The sequence below is a fragment of the Paenibacillus taihuensis genome, assembly GCF_003386535.1.
In the GTDB taxonomy this organism is placed as follows: domain Bacteria; phylum Bacillota; class Bacilli; order Paenibacillales; family Paenibacillaceae; genus Paenibacillus_Z; species Paenibacillus_Z taihuensis.
In genome coordinates this window covers 1-15,538 of record NZ_QTTN01000027.1, presented here as the reverse complement: position 1 = coordinate 15,538, position 15,538 = coordinate 1, and the positions used below count along the sequence as shown (strand labels likewise).

General features: G+C 45.5%; 13 protein-coding genes. 11 read left to right on the top strand and 2 right to left on the bottom strand.

Annotated elements, in window-relative coordinates:
- Nucleotide 1: 1 nt before the first annotated feature.
- The 3 genes from A8990_RS20320 to A8990_RS20310 all read left to right on the top strand — a co-directional run bounded on the left by A8990_RS20320 (nt 2) and on the right by A8990_RS20310 (nt 3,567).
- A complete protein-coding gene (locus A8990_RS20320; protein WP_116190880.1) occupies nt 2–1,189 on the top strand; it encodes a carbohydrate kinase family protein in 1,188 nt (395 codons plus the stop codon).
- 24 nt (nt 1,190–1,213) lie between these two features.
- On the top strand, nt 1,214–1,762 hold the full coding sequence (locus A8990_RS20315) for a D-lyxose/D-mannose family sugar isomerase (protein ID WP_116190879.1): 549 nt from the start codon (nt 1,214–1,216) through the stop codon (nt 1,760–1,762).
- A 107-nt stretch (nt 1,763–1,869) separates the two neighbouring features.
- The gene (locus A8990_RS20310; protein ID WP_181909689.1) at nt 1,870–3,567 is read left to right on the top strand and encodes a ThuA domain-containing protein; all 1,698 of its coding nucleotides are present in this window, start codon (nt 1,870–1,872) and stop codon (nt 3,565–3,567) included.
- 436 nt (nt 3,568–4,003) lie between these two features.
- On the opposite strand, the gene A8990_RS20305 is transcribed toward A8990_RS20310, so the two are convergent.
- The gene (locus tag A8990_RS20305; protein WP_116190877.1) at nt 4,004–4,555 is read right to left on the bottom strand and encodes a PadR family transcriptional regulator; all 552 of its coding nucleotides are present in this window, start codon (nt 4,553–4,555) and stop codon (nt 4,004–4,006) included.
- Nucleotides 4,556–4,724: 169 nt separating this feature from the next.
- Between A8990_RS20305 and A8990_RS20300 the strand changes: the two genes are divergently transcribed.
- The 6 genes from A8990_RS20300 (at nt 4,725) to A8990_RS20270 (ending at nt 12,588) form a co-directional block, all read left to right on the top strand.
- Nucleotides 4,725–5,885, top strand: a complete 1,161-nt coding sequence (locus tag A8990_RS20300) for a YhgE/Pip domain-containing protein (protein WP_116190876.1) — start codon at nt 4,725–4,727, stop codon at nt 5,883–5,885.
- A gap of 645 nt (nt 5,886–6,530) precedes the next feature.
- Nucleotides 6,531–6,962 (top strand): cytidine deaminase, encoded by a 432-nt coding sequence (locus A8990_RS20290; protein ID WP_116190938.1) that lies wholly within the window; start codon nt 6,531–6,533, stop codon nt 6,960–6,962.
- Between the two features lie 500 nt (nt 6,963–7,462).
- Nucleotides 7,463–8,632 carry an MFS transporter gene (locus A8990_RS20285; protein ID WP_116190874.1) on the top strand — a complete coding sequence of 390 codons (1,170 nt, stop codon included), beginning with the start codon at nt 7,463–7,465 and terminating at the stop codon, nt 8,630–8,632.
- Between the two features lie 237 nt (nt 8,633–8,869).
- Nucleotides 8,870–10,318 (top strand): spore germination protein, encoded by a 1,449-nt coding sequence (locus A8990_RS20280; protein ID WP_116190873.1) that lies wholly within the window; start codon nt 8,870–8,872, stop codon nt 10,316–10,318.
- Between the two features lie 37 nt (nt 10,319–10,355).
- Nucleotides 10,356–11,468: a GerAB/ArcD/ProY family transporter gene (locus tag A8990_RS20275; protein WP_116190872.1), complete on the top strand. Its 1,113-nt coding sequence runs from the start codon at nt 10,356–10,358 to the stop codon at nt 11,466–11,468.
- The gene (locus tag A8990_RS20270; RefSeq protein WP_116190871.1) at nt 11,452–12,588 is read left to right on the top strand and encodes a Ger(x)C family spore germination protein; all 1,137 of its coding nucleotides are present in this window, start codon (nt 11,452–11,454) and stop codon (nt 12,586–12,588) included. Before A8990_RS20275 ends, A8990_RS20270 begins: the two co-directional genes overlap by 17 nt.
- A gap of 3 nt (nt 12,589–12,591) precedes the next feature.
- Here A8990_RS20270 and A8990_RS20265 read toward each other — a convergent pair whose 3' ends face one another.
- A complete protein-coding gene (locus A8990_RS20265; protein ID WP_116190870.1) occupies nt 12,592–13,080 on the bottom strand; it encodes a VOC family protein in 489 nt (162 codons plus the stop codon).
- A 276-nt stretch (nt 13,081–13,356) separates the two neighbouring features.
- Here A8990_RS20265 and A8990_RS20260 point away from each other — a divergent pair, with 276 nt between their 5' ends.
- Entirely contained in the window at nt 13,357–13,902 is a 546-nt protein-coding gene (locus A8990_RS20260) for a PadR family transcriptional regulator (RefSeq protein WP_116190869.1), read from the top strand.
- Between the two features lie 458 nt (nt 13,903–14,360).
- A partial coding sequence (locus tag A8990_RS20255) for a X2-like carbohydrate binding domain-containing protein (protein WP_245996119.1) occupies nt 14,361–15,538 on the top strand: 1,178 nt, incomplete at its 3' end.

Here is a 15,538-nt window from a genome sequence, read left to right as displayed (position 1 = left end):
TATGGCCTCGCATAATGAGGGCATTGTAGTTGCCGGACATATTTGTCTTGACATCATCCCGGAGCTGAAAGCCACATCGGGAGCTTTGCATGAGCTGCTTGTTCCCGGCAAGCTGGTGGATACCGGACCTGTGATGCTGTCGACTGGTGGTGCCGTGTCCAATACGGGGCTGGCGCTGCACCGGCTTGGTTTCTCCGTACGATTAATGGGGAAAATCGGAGACGATCTGTTCGGCCGCGCCATTCAGGATATTCTTCGCTCCTATTCGCCGGAGCTAGCCGAAACAATGATCGTTGCCGAGGGGGAATCAAGCTCGTACACGATTGTTATTAATCCATTGAACGTAGATCGGGTTTTTCTGCATTGCACCGGTGCCAATGATACGTTCAAGGCAGCAGATGTTGTAGAGGATACAGTCAAGCATGCAGGCATGTTCCACTTTGGTTACCCTCCATTGATGAGAGAGATGTACCTGGAAGGGGGCAAGGAGCTCACGGACGTGCTTCGAAAAGCAAAGTCAAGCGGGGCTACCGTTTCTCTTGACATGGCCAAGCCTGATCCAGCGTCGGATGCCGGAGCAGCTGATTGGGGAACCATATTAAGTCGGGCCCTGCCGCATGTGGATCTATTTCTGCCAAGCTTTGACGAGATTGTTTACATGCTTCGCCGAGATGTTTACGACCATCTTTCTGCCGAAGCCGGCGAAGGGGAATTGATCCCGTTCGCAACTCTGGAGCTGTTGGCATCGCTGACGGATGAGTTGATCTCCATGGGAGCTGCCGTAGTAGCCATTAAGCTTGGTGAGCATGGCTTGTATGCCAAGACAACCGCCGACGCAAGCCGCTTCCGTGAGATCGCAGGAAGAATGCCGGAAAGCTGGCAATCGGAATGGCTGGGACAAGAGTATTATGCGACTTGCTTCAACGTGGAAGTAGCGGGAACGACGGGGGCAGGCGACTGTACGATTGCCGGCTTTCTCGCCGGTTGGCATTCCGGCTTGTCCATGGCGGATACGATGAGAAGCGCCGTCGGTGCCGGGGCTTGCAATGTCGAGAAACTTGACGCGGTAACGGGTATACCTACTTGGCAGCAATTAAGAAACCGGATCGACTCCGGTTGGGCGAGCAGGAAGATGACGCTCGCTTTAGAGGGTTTGGAGCCCGTATCACATGGCTTATATTCGAATTAGATGGGCCGTTAGGGAGATTAGAGAATGAGAAGAAGCGAAGTGAAAGCGGCACAGCAACGAGCAGCCGAACTGTTCGATAAAGCTGGAATCGTGCTCTCGTCGTCCGAGTTTGACAATATTGAGGTTGCTTCCTTTGGTCTGGGAGAGCTAGAAGTGCAAGGTCTTGAGCTGGTTACCTACGTCAATACAGATCGTTATTGTGCGAAGGAGCTTGTGCTGTTCCCGCATCAAACTTGTCCTGAGCATCGTCATCCGCAGGTTGAAGGGGAGGCGGGCAAGATGGAAACGTTCCGATGCCGTTACGGCAAGGTGTTCCTTTATGTAGAAGGACCGCCAGCTGAGGTAATTCAAAGCGCTATTCCAGCGGGCAGCGAGCCCTATTATACAGTGTTTTACGAAATCAGCCTAAATCCGGGAGATCAATATACTATTCCTCCAGATACGCTCCATTGGTTCCAAGCAGGAGCAGAAGGAGCCGTTGTCTCCGAGTTTTCCAGCACAAGCAGGGATGAGTTCGATATTTTTACTGATCCTCGTATCGAACGTATGCCGATTGTTATAGAGGATATCTAACGAAGGATAACATTACAGAACAATTCGAGGCTAAGTCGATAAAATGCTGATATTCGACCGCTTCCATAGGGATGAAGATCCCTTCGAACTATTGGAGGAAGAAACATATGAAAGTATTTTTACTCGGTGGAGGTATGATGGTTACGGAAACCACACCGCTAGTACAACAATATTTATCAGAAGCAGGCTATGAAGTATATTCGACAGAAGTGGCAGAAGATATGGCAACTGAGCACTTCGTCACAAGTGACATTCTTGTAATGAATAGTTGTCAATGGACGGGCAGCGGACATTCGTTAAGCGATATCAGCCGAGCTGCCCTAGAGAAGCATACCCAGGCTGGAAAAGGAATAGTAGTATTGCATTGTTCGATTGGCAATTGGGATGACTGGCCAGAGTATATCCGTTATACAGGCGGAGTCTGGAACTGGGAGCGCTCGAAGCATGGACCGGCTGATCAGAACTTCACTGTTGAAGTTACACGAAGACATCCACTAGTGGAGGGCATCCCTGATCAGTTCTCCGTATCAGATGAAATGTACTACGATCTTGATATGGCAGAAGGGAACACCATACTAGCCAGCACTTCACAGGAAACAGGCAGCCACCCAATGATCTGGTATCGCAGAATCCAACAATCAGATGTGGCTGCTATCATGCTCGGTCATGATGCAGAATCCTGTTTTAATCCGTATTACAAGCAGTTTATTCTGAATGCTTGCAGTTGGGTAACGAGAGGTGAAAGACGACGAATGACATATAAGGTCGGAATTATAGGCTGCGGTCGTCCTCAAGCAGGGGTTAATGCGAATAAGGAAGGATTCTCGGTGGCTTATAATCACGGGAGGGCATTCACGGAGAATCCCAATACCGTTATCGCAGCAATCTCGGATATATCCGAGGAGAACGCACAGGTTTTTGCGGAGGAATATAATGTAACTAGTACGTATTCAGATTATAAGCTCATGTTGAAGCGAGAGAAGCTTGATATAGTGAGCATCTGCACATGGCCAAATCTGCATAAAGAGATGACGATTGAAGCAGCACGGGCAGGAGTCAAGATGATCCTGTGTGAAAAGCCAATGGCTGTCGGAGTAGATGAAATCGATGAAATGATTCAGGAATGCCAAATGCACGGTGCCAGATTATATGTCAATCATCAGCGCCGGTATGAAGGTACTTTCAGCGGCGTGAAGCAGATGATTGATGACGGTCATCTCGGAGCTGTATTGCGTATGGAAGCTTGGGTAGGCGATGGATGGGATCTTATGTCCTGGGGAACGCACTGGGTCGATATGCATCGCTACTTTATGAACGATATGGAAGTGAAGTGGGTATTGGCACAAGGTATATTCTCAGGAAAACAACGATACGGTCATGAGGTAGAAGATCACCTTATGATTCAGATGCAGTACGAGAACGGAGTCTTAGGTCATATCCATCTGGGAAGCCATCTTGAAGGAGCAGGGGTCATCGTGAACTGCGAGAAAGGTACGGTTCGAATCGGGGAACAGGTAACGTTGATTGTTAATGATGAATGTAGATCAGAAGAACTGAAGAAGCAATACCTATTCAGAAGGCCGTCGGGTTATTACGAAGGCTTTGCAGAGATGTTGGGCGAGATTTTGACAGCTTATGAAGAGGGCGCTCTAACCGGGTTGGAAGGAGTGAATGGCCACAAAACGACAGAGATCATCATGGCGGCCTATTATTCTGCGAAGTTTCGAACCATGGTTCACCTGCCCATGAAGGACCGGGATTTTACAATACGCGCCGAAAGGATAGCGAGTTATGTATCTCACTGAGGAAGGGGACTCAAAGCACCATACAACTCTTGTATGATATAGATCAAGAACTGGAAGCTAATCATGGCTGAAGAGATACTGACACTATGGTTTTGCAAATGTTAGTGATTAACCGAACAATGGCATCACCTCAGGGCTAACTAAAGCCGTAAGGTGGTGCTTTTTTTGGGGGATAATCCAATGCAGGTTTTTTTTGCAACCATGAGGGCTTAGATGGTAATAGAAAGGTATGCAGGTGTCATGGCCGATAAAAGGAAGCCTGCTTCTTCGGCTTAGATCCAACCAATTGGATGGGACCGGCATCGATTCCTACATTGCAGACGAATCAGCTCCAGTTTGAGAAAGGCATAAGTCCGTTTACTACTGAACTCATGCCCCAATAGCTACTTAAACGATATGCCTCAGCTTTAAGCGGGACGGTCGCCATCGCAGCACTTTATTCCGTTTTTAATTTCTGGATCATTTGGTCGCACCATTCAATATACATCTGTTCGTGCCTTAACCCGAAGTCGATGATGAAAATGGTCGAATTCAACGGATCTTTACTATTTGAAGCATCGAGGGTCGGCGTAAGCTCAGCAAGCTTCATCTGATACGTCTCTAGAATCTCAACGTGCTTTTTCCTTTCTTCCATAAAGCTCGAAATCATGTTATCCGGTTCAACAAGCCATGCATTATACGTTTTCAGAAGAAATTCATCGCGTAAATTCAGTTCGAAATTTGCGGGAGCAAGCGTCCAATCAATAATCTCACTCTTTCCTTGCGCCGTGATTTCATAAACCTTTCTTGCAGGTCGGTATGAATGCTGTTCGACGGCTTGCCGCTGCACGAGTCCTTCCGCCTCCATCTTTGACAGTTCAGGATACACTTGATTACTGCCAACCTTCCAGAAGGGACCTAGCCTATTATTCATATACTGTTTAATGTCGTATCCGCTGAGCGGCTCCCTCGCCAGGAGAGATAGAATCGCGTATCGAATTGAACTCATCTCAGCACCTCTTTCTTCAAATGTATAGGTATATTCTATTCGAAAATAAATAGAAGTACAATTAAAACTAACATAAGTTAAGTTTAACTTATATTCATATTGATCTTTAAAATTGTTTAGGTTAATATTAACCTATGTTAATTATAACTCATAGAGAAGAGGCGTGAACGTGAAACAGGCATGGAGAGCATATTGGAAGATCGGACAAACGAAGTTAGCGGTTATTGTTGCCTTAATGGCTCAAATGATATTTTGTATTTTTTGGATGACTGCATATCATGGCGTTCTTGATCGTACTGATCAGTTAAAAATAGCCATTGTTAATGAAGATAGTGATTTCGGTGCAAGGATTGCAGACCAGCTGAAGGCTAGCTTGCCGTTCCAAGTTGAAAAATTAACCAAGGAGAAGGCCTTGGCAGAGCTGGAGCAGCGCGACGTTCAATTAATGGTTACGATCCCTTCCGGTTTTGGCCGTGAGATGATGACGCCGGATAAGAAAGCAGAGGTTTCATTTACGCTCAATGAAGCTAATGCGCAATTGCCCAAAGGCATCATGCAAAGCGTATCTGAAAAGATAACGGACAAGCTCGTCTCAAATGCCGAACAAGAAGGCATGACCGCAGTACTGAAGCAGCTTCAGGTGCCAGGGAGCAAAGCTAACGAGCTGGCTGATGAGCTCCACCACAAGGTTGGCTCACATACAACAATTCTTCATCCGGTTAACGGTATGGAAAATCAGATGGTCCCCATGATGTTAATTCTAGGCTCCTTCGTTGGCGCGATGCTGATGGGCATGAACGTCCACCAGGTGTCGCTTCAAATTGGAACAGCATTGACGAAGGTTCAGCACTTTGCGTTTCGTGTGGTGTACGTCATTCCAGCCTCCCTCGTCGTATCACTGGCAGGCACGTCCATTATCGCGGCTTTCGGCGGTCAAATGGAGCACGGCATGTTGACTTTCTGGCTGTTTCACTGGCTGACGGTGATGACATTCATGTTTTTTGCTCAATTATTCTTGATGACCTTCGGTTTGGCAGGCATGTTCATCAATATGTCACTGCTCTCCCTTCAGCTTGTTTCTTCCGGTACGATCGTTCCGAAGCAGATGCTGAGCCATGCTTACCAGGAGCTGTCGGGTTTCCTGCCAGCGACTTATGCGGTCGATGGCTTAATGAACGTACAGTTCGGTGGAGTTCATACGTTACGCGACATCGGAATACTGCTTGCCTTTGCTGGTGGAAGTATCGCAGCGGGCTATGCAGTCACGATGCTGAAGAAGCAGCCGTTTCCAGCGAAGCAGGCAGAGAAGAGCGCTGGACAGCCGGTGTAAATAAACGATTAAGTGATTTGTAAGCACAAAGCCCACAACGCTTTCTTAGCACTTTAGAAGAGAATGTCGCAATATTATGGGGAAGTGATTAAGGTGTTAGATAAAACTTATTTAAATGAAGCACAGATGAAGATGAGAAATTGGGAGCTTGGAAATATTAACAAACATGCATGGATATACTATCAGGTTGAACAGAAGAAGACTAAACGGGGTATGTCACTAATGAAGTGGTTGCGAAGACTTTTTGTGAAGTGATTATTATGATTGTATAGACATGAAAATGCGAGCTCTTGTCGATCATAAAATGTAACTGAAATCTGAAATAAGAACAACAAAATACTTGCATTATTATAAACGATGTTTTCTAATGGTTATTGGATCGTTGATGATTGGTTGGGGAGAAATTATTCCAGGATGTGAAAAAACAGCGCAAGCTGTGCTGAATGAAGCAATGTAGTATTGCATCCAACTGCAGAAGGAAGGGGAAATCGAACGCTTCGAGGTTGTTGCACTTAAGCCGCAAAGCAGTACACATTTGTTAATGATATGAGGGCCTCCTTTCGGCAGGTGGAGTCAGAAATGAACTTTTTACAGACTAACTTGAACAATTTTATTAGAGAGGTAAATCAAATAGGGGGTACAAGTATGAATATTGAACAAAAGTTATTTAAAGCTGCCACTAAACTAATTGAAGAAAGGTTTCCAACTGGTCAGGGTTCTGCAGCTGCAATGTGTACTGAAGATGGAACAATATTGACAAGCATTGCACCTGAAACGATAAATCCATCAACGGAAGTTTGTGTAGAAACGGGATCTATATGTGAAGCACATAAGCTAAATAAAGTTGTGACGCATACAATCTGTGTTATCCGTGAGCATGAAAACAGCGAATATAAAATTCTAACGCCATGTGGAGTATGTCAAGAAAGACTCTTCTTTTGGGGACCGTATTTGAAAGCTGCCGTTTATGATGAAAAGAATATGTATGTTTATAAAACCTTAGAAGAATTGCAACCTTACTATTGGTGGAAAAGCTATGAAAAGCAAGCAGGTATCCAAGGTACGAAGAATAAATAATGATATCACTCAGAATTAACCGCCTTATGATACGACGGTTTTTCTTTTGGTTTGAACAATCAAGAATAACAGAGCCTATTATTAAATTAATGGCGGAAACTTAACGCCACATCATGCACATTAAGCATATATCTGGTCCAATACAACCTCACAATTCAGGGCGAGACATAAAAGAAAGTGGCCTCTCGGCGATGAAACTGTGATAATAAAGAGCGTAAACTGCGCTTTTATCGGTACGAATCTCGAAACCATTTAAAAGACTTAGGAATAAAAAATCTTGTTATATAAGTTACTCAACTATTTTTCTTTTCGACGTAAAACGTCGTATGTTACAATATTACTTAATTTCGCACCGATCGGAGGCAAGGCCGTTGTAATCACTCATTCCTTTTCCATTTGACAACTGAATATAGGGAAGGATGAGGCGCATGTTTACAAAATCATTCCATAGACTCTGGCTAAGCTAGGCACTATCGACTTTAGGAGACGTCTTGTACATCTTGGCGTTGGTAGCAACACTTTACCATCTATCCGGCTCGGCAACCGTTACTGCCCTTTATCCTTTGCTGAGGGTCGCCGGTATGACGGTCGGCAGCACTCTTTCGCCTGTCATCACCCTCAAGCTTCGTTTGAGCCGTCTTCTGGCCACTTGCCTCGGAGGGCAAGCCCTTGGGCTCAGCTTGCTTGCGGTATACATGCTTGTGTTCGGCAATGAACATCCAAATGTCGCACTACTGGTCGGTATAGTGTTCTTGATCTCCATTCTGGAAGGAGTTGCGAGTCCAGTAAGATCGTCGTTGGTTGCGCTAACCGTACCTGAATATTCCTTGCTGAAAGCGAACGGCGTGCTTGCGGGCGTCGTACAGACCTGTTCGCTTTCCGGTTGGACGATTGGTTCTATCGTTGTTTCCTGGCTCGGTGCCGGCCAGGTACTGATCCTTGCGGCTTTACTGCTTTTCGGAGCTTGGGGGGCTTCTTCTTTGATCCGAGAAAATGATGCTGCCCTTTCAGATACCGCTCCAGCCACTTCGTGGCTCTGTTTGATCCAGACCGGATGGCGACAATATTATCGCGTGCCGGAGCTGCGCGTCCTGCTCTGGATGGACATTTGGGAAGGGCTGTTCCGGGCTGTGTTTGCCGGAGCGTTGCTGCTCGTGTTCGTCGGCGATCGTCTCCATGCCGATGAGATATGGTGGGGATGGCTGAACGGTGCTTATTTGGGTGGATTCGTGATCATGAGCCTTTTTATAAGTCGCTTATCGGGGTACATGCAGAAGCTTGGTTTGATGCTCGCAGTAGGCAGCGGATGTTTAGCCTCATTTACATTCGGCTTCGGCTTCTTGTCCACCCCTTTGGCAGCGCTTGGCGTCATGCTCGCTCTAGGAGCCTCGCAATCGGTGAAAGATTTGGCGGAGCGTACGTTATATCAAACCAGCGTCCCCCCATCCGAGTTGCCACCGGTATTTGCCGCCCAATCTTCAATTATCTCTCTCCTCTATGGAGTATCGTTATTATTGTCGGGATGGATCGCGGATACCATGGGTATTCAAGCGTTGTATTTTTTTGCAGCAGCTGCTTTTGCAGTCTCCTCTGCAGGGGCGCTTATATATCGAAAGGCTTTCAGTTCACGACAAAAAGAGACAGGAACGATGGAAGCAGTAGTGGATTAGAATTCGCATTTAAAAAAATCTGACACTAAGTTACTAACCCGGTCCGTAGCAAAGGCCGGGTTTACTGCGTTTTATAAAGCTGGTTTAATTCAGTTCTTGTTATACAGTAAACTGCGGGTCGTTTATTTCTTGCAAATGAATGTTTATTCACCTAATCGCTGTTCTTCCGGGATGGAATAAATAAGCATAAAAGGGGGGAATGTAAAAACATCCAGATTTTTCGAAGGAGGCTTCATAGTGGGAAATCCAATGGCAGGCGATCATTTCCAGTACGAGGATGCACCGGTATCGCAAACTTTGAAGGATAATATCAGTCTGTTGAAGCAACTATACTTTCTTCATGCGGATGATTTAAATATTCAATCCCTTGATTTTAATTGTGCCCTTGCTTATTTAAAAGAACTAATTGATCCGGCTATAATTAATGAAAATGTTTTACCAGCTATCGCACGACAAGCGGAGGGAGTAAGGGATACGCAGAAGCCACTCATGCTGGAAGGCATTCGGTATGCAGACAGCATGAGGGATATCTCGTTATCAATATTAAATGGGGACATCGCTTTTTTCGTAGAAGGGCAGTCGCGTTGTCAGCTGATCCCCTCCTCCAAAGTAAGTAAACGGTCACTTAATGAACCGAGCGGAGAGCCAACGCTTCGCGGTTCTAAAGTGGGATTTGTAGAAGATATCTCTACCAATATCGCCTTAATTCGCCAGCGTCTGAAAACCCCGCGACTAAAACTGCGAAAGATCGAAATAGGGACGCTCACGCGAACGTCGGTTGCCTTTCTTTATATAGAGAGCGTAGCAGATGCCTCGTTAGTGGAAACGGGGTGGATGCGCCTACAAAGCTTGAATGCCATTGCGCTTCAAGCGGAGCAGCAATTGTTCGAAGCGATTCAGAAGCATGACCACAAATATTCGTTGTTTCCCTTACTCGATGTAACCGAAAGGCCGGATCGCATTGTTGGAAATCTACTTAAAGGCCATATTGCGATCCTTGTGGATGGCACACCTTTCGCCATAATCGGTCCAGTCCAGCTTCTGACATTAATCCAATCGCCTGAGGATTACCATTTCTCTCCGTACCTCGGATCCTTCATTCGATTGCTCCGGTTGCTGGCTATTTTCATTTCGCTGCTGCTTCCATCTTTATACATTGCATTGACGAGTTTCCATCAAGAAATGCTTCCGACCAAACTTGCACTTAGCATACAGCAAGGAAGAGTTAGCGTACCGTTTCCCTCCATCATGGAAGCCGTTTTTATGGAAGGGGCGTTTGAAATCTTGAGGGAGGCGGGACTGAGGCTCCCGAAAATGCTTAGCTCCACAACGAGCATCGTAGGCGGACTTATTATTGGCGAAGCCGTTGTCAAAGCGGGTATTATCAGTCCGCAGATGGTTATCGTTGTCGCGATTACGGCTCTTAGTTCATTTATTATTCCCAGCTATAACTTATCCGTAGCGCTACGTTTGTTCAGATTCATGTTCATTATCCTGACCGGCTTCTTTGGGGCATTTGGATTAATGTGGGGAATCATGATGCTTTCCATGCATTTGGTTGGACTTCGCAGCTTAGGTGAACCTTATCTGGATCCTATTGCCCCCATCCGGAAAAATGGCTTCTACGATACGATTATTCGGGCACCATTCAGCTGGCTGCTTAGCCTTGCGAAGAAAAACAGCTGACTCCGGACCAAATCAAACAGGATAAGAGGATGAATGTATGCAGAATAAGTTGACAATAACTCCTTCTCAGACTATTGCTTTGTTATCGCTTTGCATTGCGACAGAGGCTTACTCCTATGCACCTTCCAAAATGGCGGACCTCTCTGGCCAGGATACCTGGATAGCGATAGTGGTTGCGATCATGTTCGGAATGCTTCTCTTGTCGTATTACGCTTGGTTGGCGAAGAAATTCCCTACGCAAACCCTCATCCAATACACGAAAACCTTGTTAGGTCCATTTGTAGGCAGAGTCATCGGGGCTTTATATGTGCTTTATTTCATGCTTATATCTTCCTTGTACATTTGCAGAATTTCCGTGGGGTTTCAAATGACCTTTTTGCCTCACACTCCTGTTTTTGTGCTAATAGTGATGACTCTTACATTCTGTGTCTATAGTGCCTTGCAAGGCTATAACGCGGTTGCAAGGCTCGGCGTATTGGCTGCCTTTCTATTGTTCGGTGTGAATAACATATTCCTAACAGCCTCGGTCATTTCCGATATCAATGCTGCGAATTATTTGCCTTTCTTGGGATCTTCGCTTGGTGATATAGGTACGTCCAGCATCTATTACCTTTTTCCCCATTCGCAATTCATTTTTTTAACAATGCTGTACCCCTTCATTCAAAAGCAACGCAAGATCGGATCCTATATCACTTGGCGGACGACGCTTGTCGTGTTCGTGGCCAGTTTCCTGAATTTAGCCACCGTCGGACTGTTCTCGGCTCGACAATTGGCTATGCTTCATTATCCGCCCGTGGAATTATCCCGAATGGTTGAGTTCGGCGATTTTTTCGAACGAATGGATGTCCTGTTTGTCACCTTTTATGGAGCGGGCATGTTTATCGCGATTGGCACTGTGTTTACTGTTTTTATCTCGTCGCTAAATCAATTGATGGAGCGCAAGAACGGTTATCGTGGTCTATTGCTGCCTGCATCCGTGCTTCTTCTGCTGCTCTCCTTGATCCTGTTTCGATCTGAAAAGCAAATGGTGCAATTTATATTCGGGCAGGGGATTTGGATTGCCATCTGTTTTCAGCTCATCCTTCCCGGCTTGCTCGGTATCGTTTTCCTCATCAGAAAAGAGAGGTTGTGCAATGGGCAAAACGGTTAATATGCTAATTCTTATATGGTGTTGTGCTTTCCTCCTGACAGGATGCTGGGATCGGAAGGAGATTAGCGATATCAATCTGGTTCTCGGGATTGGGATCGACAAGGGAGAACGGAAAAGATTCAAATTTACCGCGCAATGGTTGCCTCCGAAATTAGAGCAAAACGGTCATTCTTCGAGCGAAGTTTATTCCGTTGAAGTCAATTCTTTATCCGAAGCGAAGAACACACTTGCCGAGGTATCCTCCGCTCGTCCGGCATTCTCACATGTCGGTATTGTTGTCATTGGGGAAAAGCAAGCGCGAGAAGGTATCGCCGACCTTCTTGAAGAACTTGGGCGCGAATTCCAAATTCGAAGGACGGTCTACTTCTTCGTTACACCGGGTAAGGGAAGTGAAATACTGGCCGTTAAGACGTCGGCCGGCTCTGCATCTCAAGAATTAAAGCAACTGGATAAGGATTGGAAAAATACCGCAACGATGTATAAAGTTAACTACAACCAGCTCTATCAGCGGGTACTCGACCCGAACCAATTGGCATTCATGCCGGTCGTTCAACGAAATCAACATGGGGACATGCTGGTTCATAGAGTAGGAGGAATGGGGATCTTTCAAAAAGGAATCTTGAAAGCGGAACTGACCGGAAGTTCGGCGAAAGATCTCATGTATTTGCAAGGAAAGATTGCTCAGGGAACGTTTGATGACTGGACGATCGATGGAGAGCTCGTAGTTTCGGAGACGGTCGATGAATCGTGCGCTATGCGGATGAAGGTCGACAATGGAAAGATAGCTGTATTTTTGTCGGTGAAAGAAGAAATAACGATTAAGGATATGTACGGAGAGTGGAATCTCTCCGTTCCCGCTGAGACCAGTCGATTGGAACAGAAAATTGAAAAGGCATTGGCACAAAGATTAAAACTGTTTTTGGATCGAATGCGGCGCCAAAATCTCGATATTTTGAATGTCGCGATTAATTTGCAGCGATACCATAAGAAAGCATGGGGACAGATGAGTGCGCAAGGAAATGAGCATATCCTTAACCATACTGATTTCCATCTCAAAGTACATGTCGACATTAATAATTCCGGAGCATATCGGAAGCACTCGGAATCGGCATCGAAGTAAAGCCTAAGGACGCATAGAAGGGCGCAAAGTTCCGGTTAACGGCTGCTTCAAACCGCTTAGATCGAACAATTCAAGCGTCACCCCGTCCGGATCGAGAAAGTAGACCCATTTCGCGCCGATCACAGGTCCGTCATATTCGATATTGATTGGGCTGACAAATTGAACGCCACGTGCTGCAAACTCGGCATACATTTGCTCAATATTTTCAACTTGAAAGCCTAAATGAGGTGCGGTCGGAGCGTATAACGGCAAAGGGCGGCTATAAGCTGCCACGGGCTCCAAAAATTGCACCAACTCGAGCCAGATATCACCCATGTATAACACGGTATATTGAACCCAGGCGTTTGGGTAGCCTGTTCCGGGGCGGTACAATACACCGGAATAAGGGATTAACACTTCAAATCCAAGCAGGTCCCGATAAAAACATACGGATCTTTCCAAATTGGAAACAGTGATTCCCACTTCTTTGAATGCTTTGATCTTCCCGGTCATCTTCGCTCACCTCGATTTCTAGATAGTTGTTACAAATGTACTCTTCATCATATTCAGTGAAACACTTCTAAATTCCAAATCTCGATACAACGAAGATAGGGAGAGTTTCAATTTCGATGCATGAGCTCTAGGATTGTTTAGGTCGAATCTTCTATTGGACTACCCATTGTACGGAATTTGTAGCAAGTGACAAACAATTTAATGGATTGACAAGCGAACTGTTATTTTTTATAGTTTCGGAGGTAAGCATTTTAAATATTGAAGGGGAGAGGTTAAATGTCATTAGCTTTTGCTATTTTAGGATTGCTTTCTTACAAGCAAATGACGGGATATGATCTGAAAAACGTGTTTGATGCCTCTATAAAAAACATTTGGCCGGCACACTTAAGCCAGATATATCGTGAACTGAGTGGATTAGAAGGCAAGGATCTCGTTGTATCGCATACTGAAACGCAAGAGTCCCGTCCTGACCGAAAAGTTTACTCGTTGACAGACAAGGGTAGGGATGAGCTCAATCAGTGGCTGAATCAGACTCCGCAAAATTTTGTTTCATTTACTCGCGACGAGACTGCTCTGCGTATGTTTTTTGGTTCCAAAATCGATAAGGACGAGATGATCTTTCAATTGAAAACTTTAATCAAGCAAAAAAAAGAAACAATCGATGTGCTGCATGAAATCGACGCTCAAATCCGGAATAGTTCCTCTGAAACAGATAAAAAATTCTGGCTGCTTTCGGTTATGAAGGGTTACAAGATTGCCGAAGCGGAATTGTCATGGGCAGAAGTATGTATCGAAGAATTGGAAAGCATGCATGATAGTTAAGAATAACTTATATAGAGCCGTCCCATATAAATGGATTCAGCTAGCAACCATCGTAGTTCAGAATTTCAATCAGTGAATCGTCTAGCAATCAGATGAAATAGTGCGTAATTTAGTTAAAGTTGAGGATGCTAATGATAAACACAAACTTGGCTAAAGAGCATTGATACCGAAGATGTTTCGCACTAAAAAGTATTAAATATGCAAATCAACAAGTATCCTTCCTTCCGGGATGCTTTTTTAGTTTATAGCTGTTCCTTCTTACGAACTGTCGAAAACATTGAAAGTAAAGCTCTTTTAGAATTCAAGGTACCTTCACGAACTGAATCCAAAAATTTAATTTGGCTACTGTTGTGATGGAAGTAGCTTTATACCTAAAAATTTATATATAACTATGCATATACAGATTATTTATATATAATTGCACTGTATGAAAGAATGCAGGAGGAGGAAAGTTGAAGTTGATATCTAAAATTAAACGAATGATGGCTTTAACAACTGCGATTTTGTTGCTGGGTATCTGTATCCCGCAATATGCGGGCACAGTCTCCGCAGCAACAAGTACCTGGACTACGAAAACATCCAGCGGTATTGACGGGGATTTCTACGCCGCAGCATATGATGGTACCTCATTGCTGGCCGTTTCGTTCTCCTCGTTTAACAGCGGGCATCTCTACAAATTGAACGGCATGGGTAATTGGGTGCAGCAGACGATTAGCTTTACCCCTGCATTGGCTGACAATACCTATACGTTGTCCTACATTATGTATACGGGTACGAAGTGGGTCTTAACCGGAATGAAACTGGGAACAGGCGGCTATGATTCATTTCTTGCTACATCATCAGATGGAATCCTCTGGAATATCGCGAGCAACTGTTCAATCGTTAATACGTCATATGGACAAGGGAACTTATTTGGGGCTTCTTTTCATGGCAATACATATGTTGCGGTTGGAGGGATAAACGGCTCGGTGGACGGTCAAATCATGACTTCCACTGATGGCGGGGCGACATGTACATCAACACAATCAGACAACAGCATGTTTTATGGCGTCACTTATGCGAACAACCTCTTTGTTGCAGTAGGTAATAACGGGATCATCTATACATCGTCCGACGGATTGAACTGGACTCTGCGAGACTCCCACATAAGTGGTCCATTGGACGGCATCGCTTACGGGAATGGTCATTTTGTTGCCGTCGGTGCCAATGGTGACGTCGCAGTGTCAGCTGATGGCACAACGTGGACGGCCAGCAAAATAAGCGGAGCGGTTCTATATGCCATCACTTATGCCAATGGATTGTTTGTGGCAGGTGGTGAGTCGCAATTTTACTCCTCTTCAGATGACGGATCAAACTGGGAGGCGGAAGCGGCATCGCCTAGCCTCGGATCTCACTATATCAATATGATGATGTATAATAACGGTCAATTCCTCGCATTTGGAAGTGGTGGAGTAAGTGCGACCCGCATTTCCGTTTCGACGGATTCTACAATCAGTCCAGCCACGGGCAGCTTTGACAAAAACCCGGCGAACCAGGCGGATATAAGCACGACAATGACGCTGAACGGCAATACGCTCAGCGGGATCGCGAACGGAGCTGCGCCGCTTGTTTCCGGTACGGACTACAGCGTGAGCGG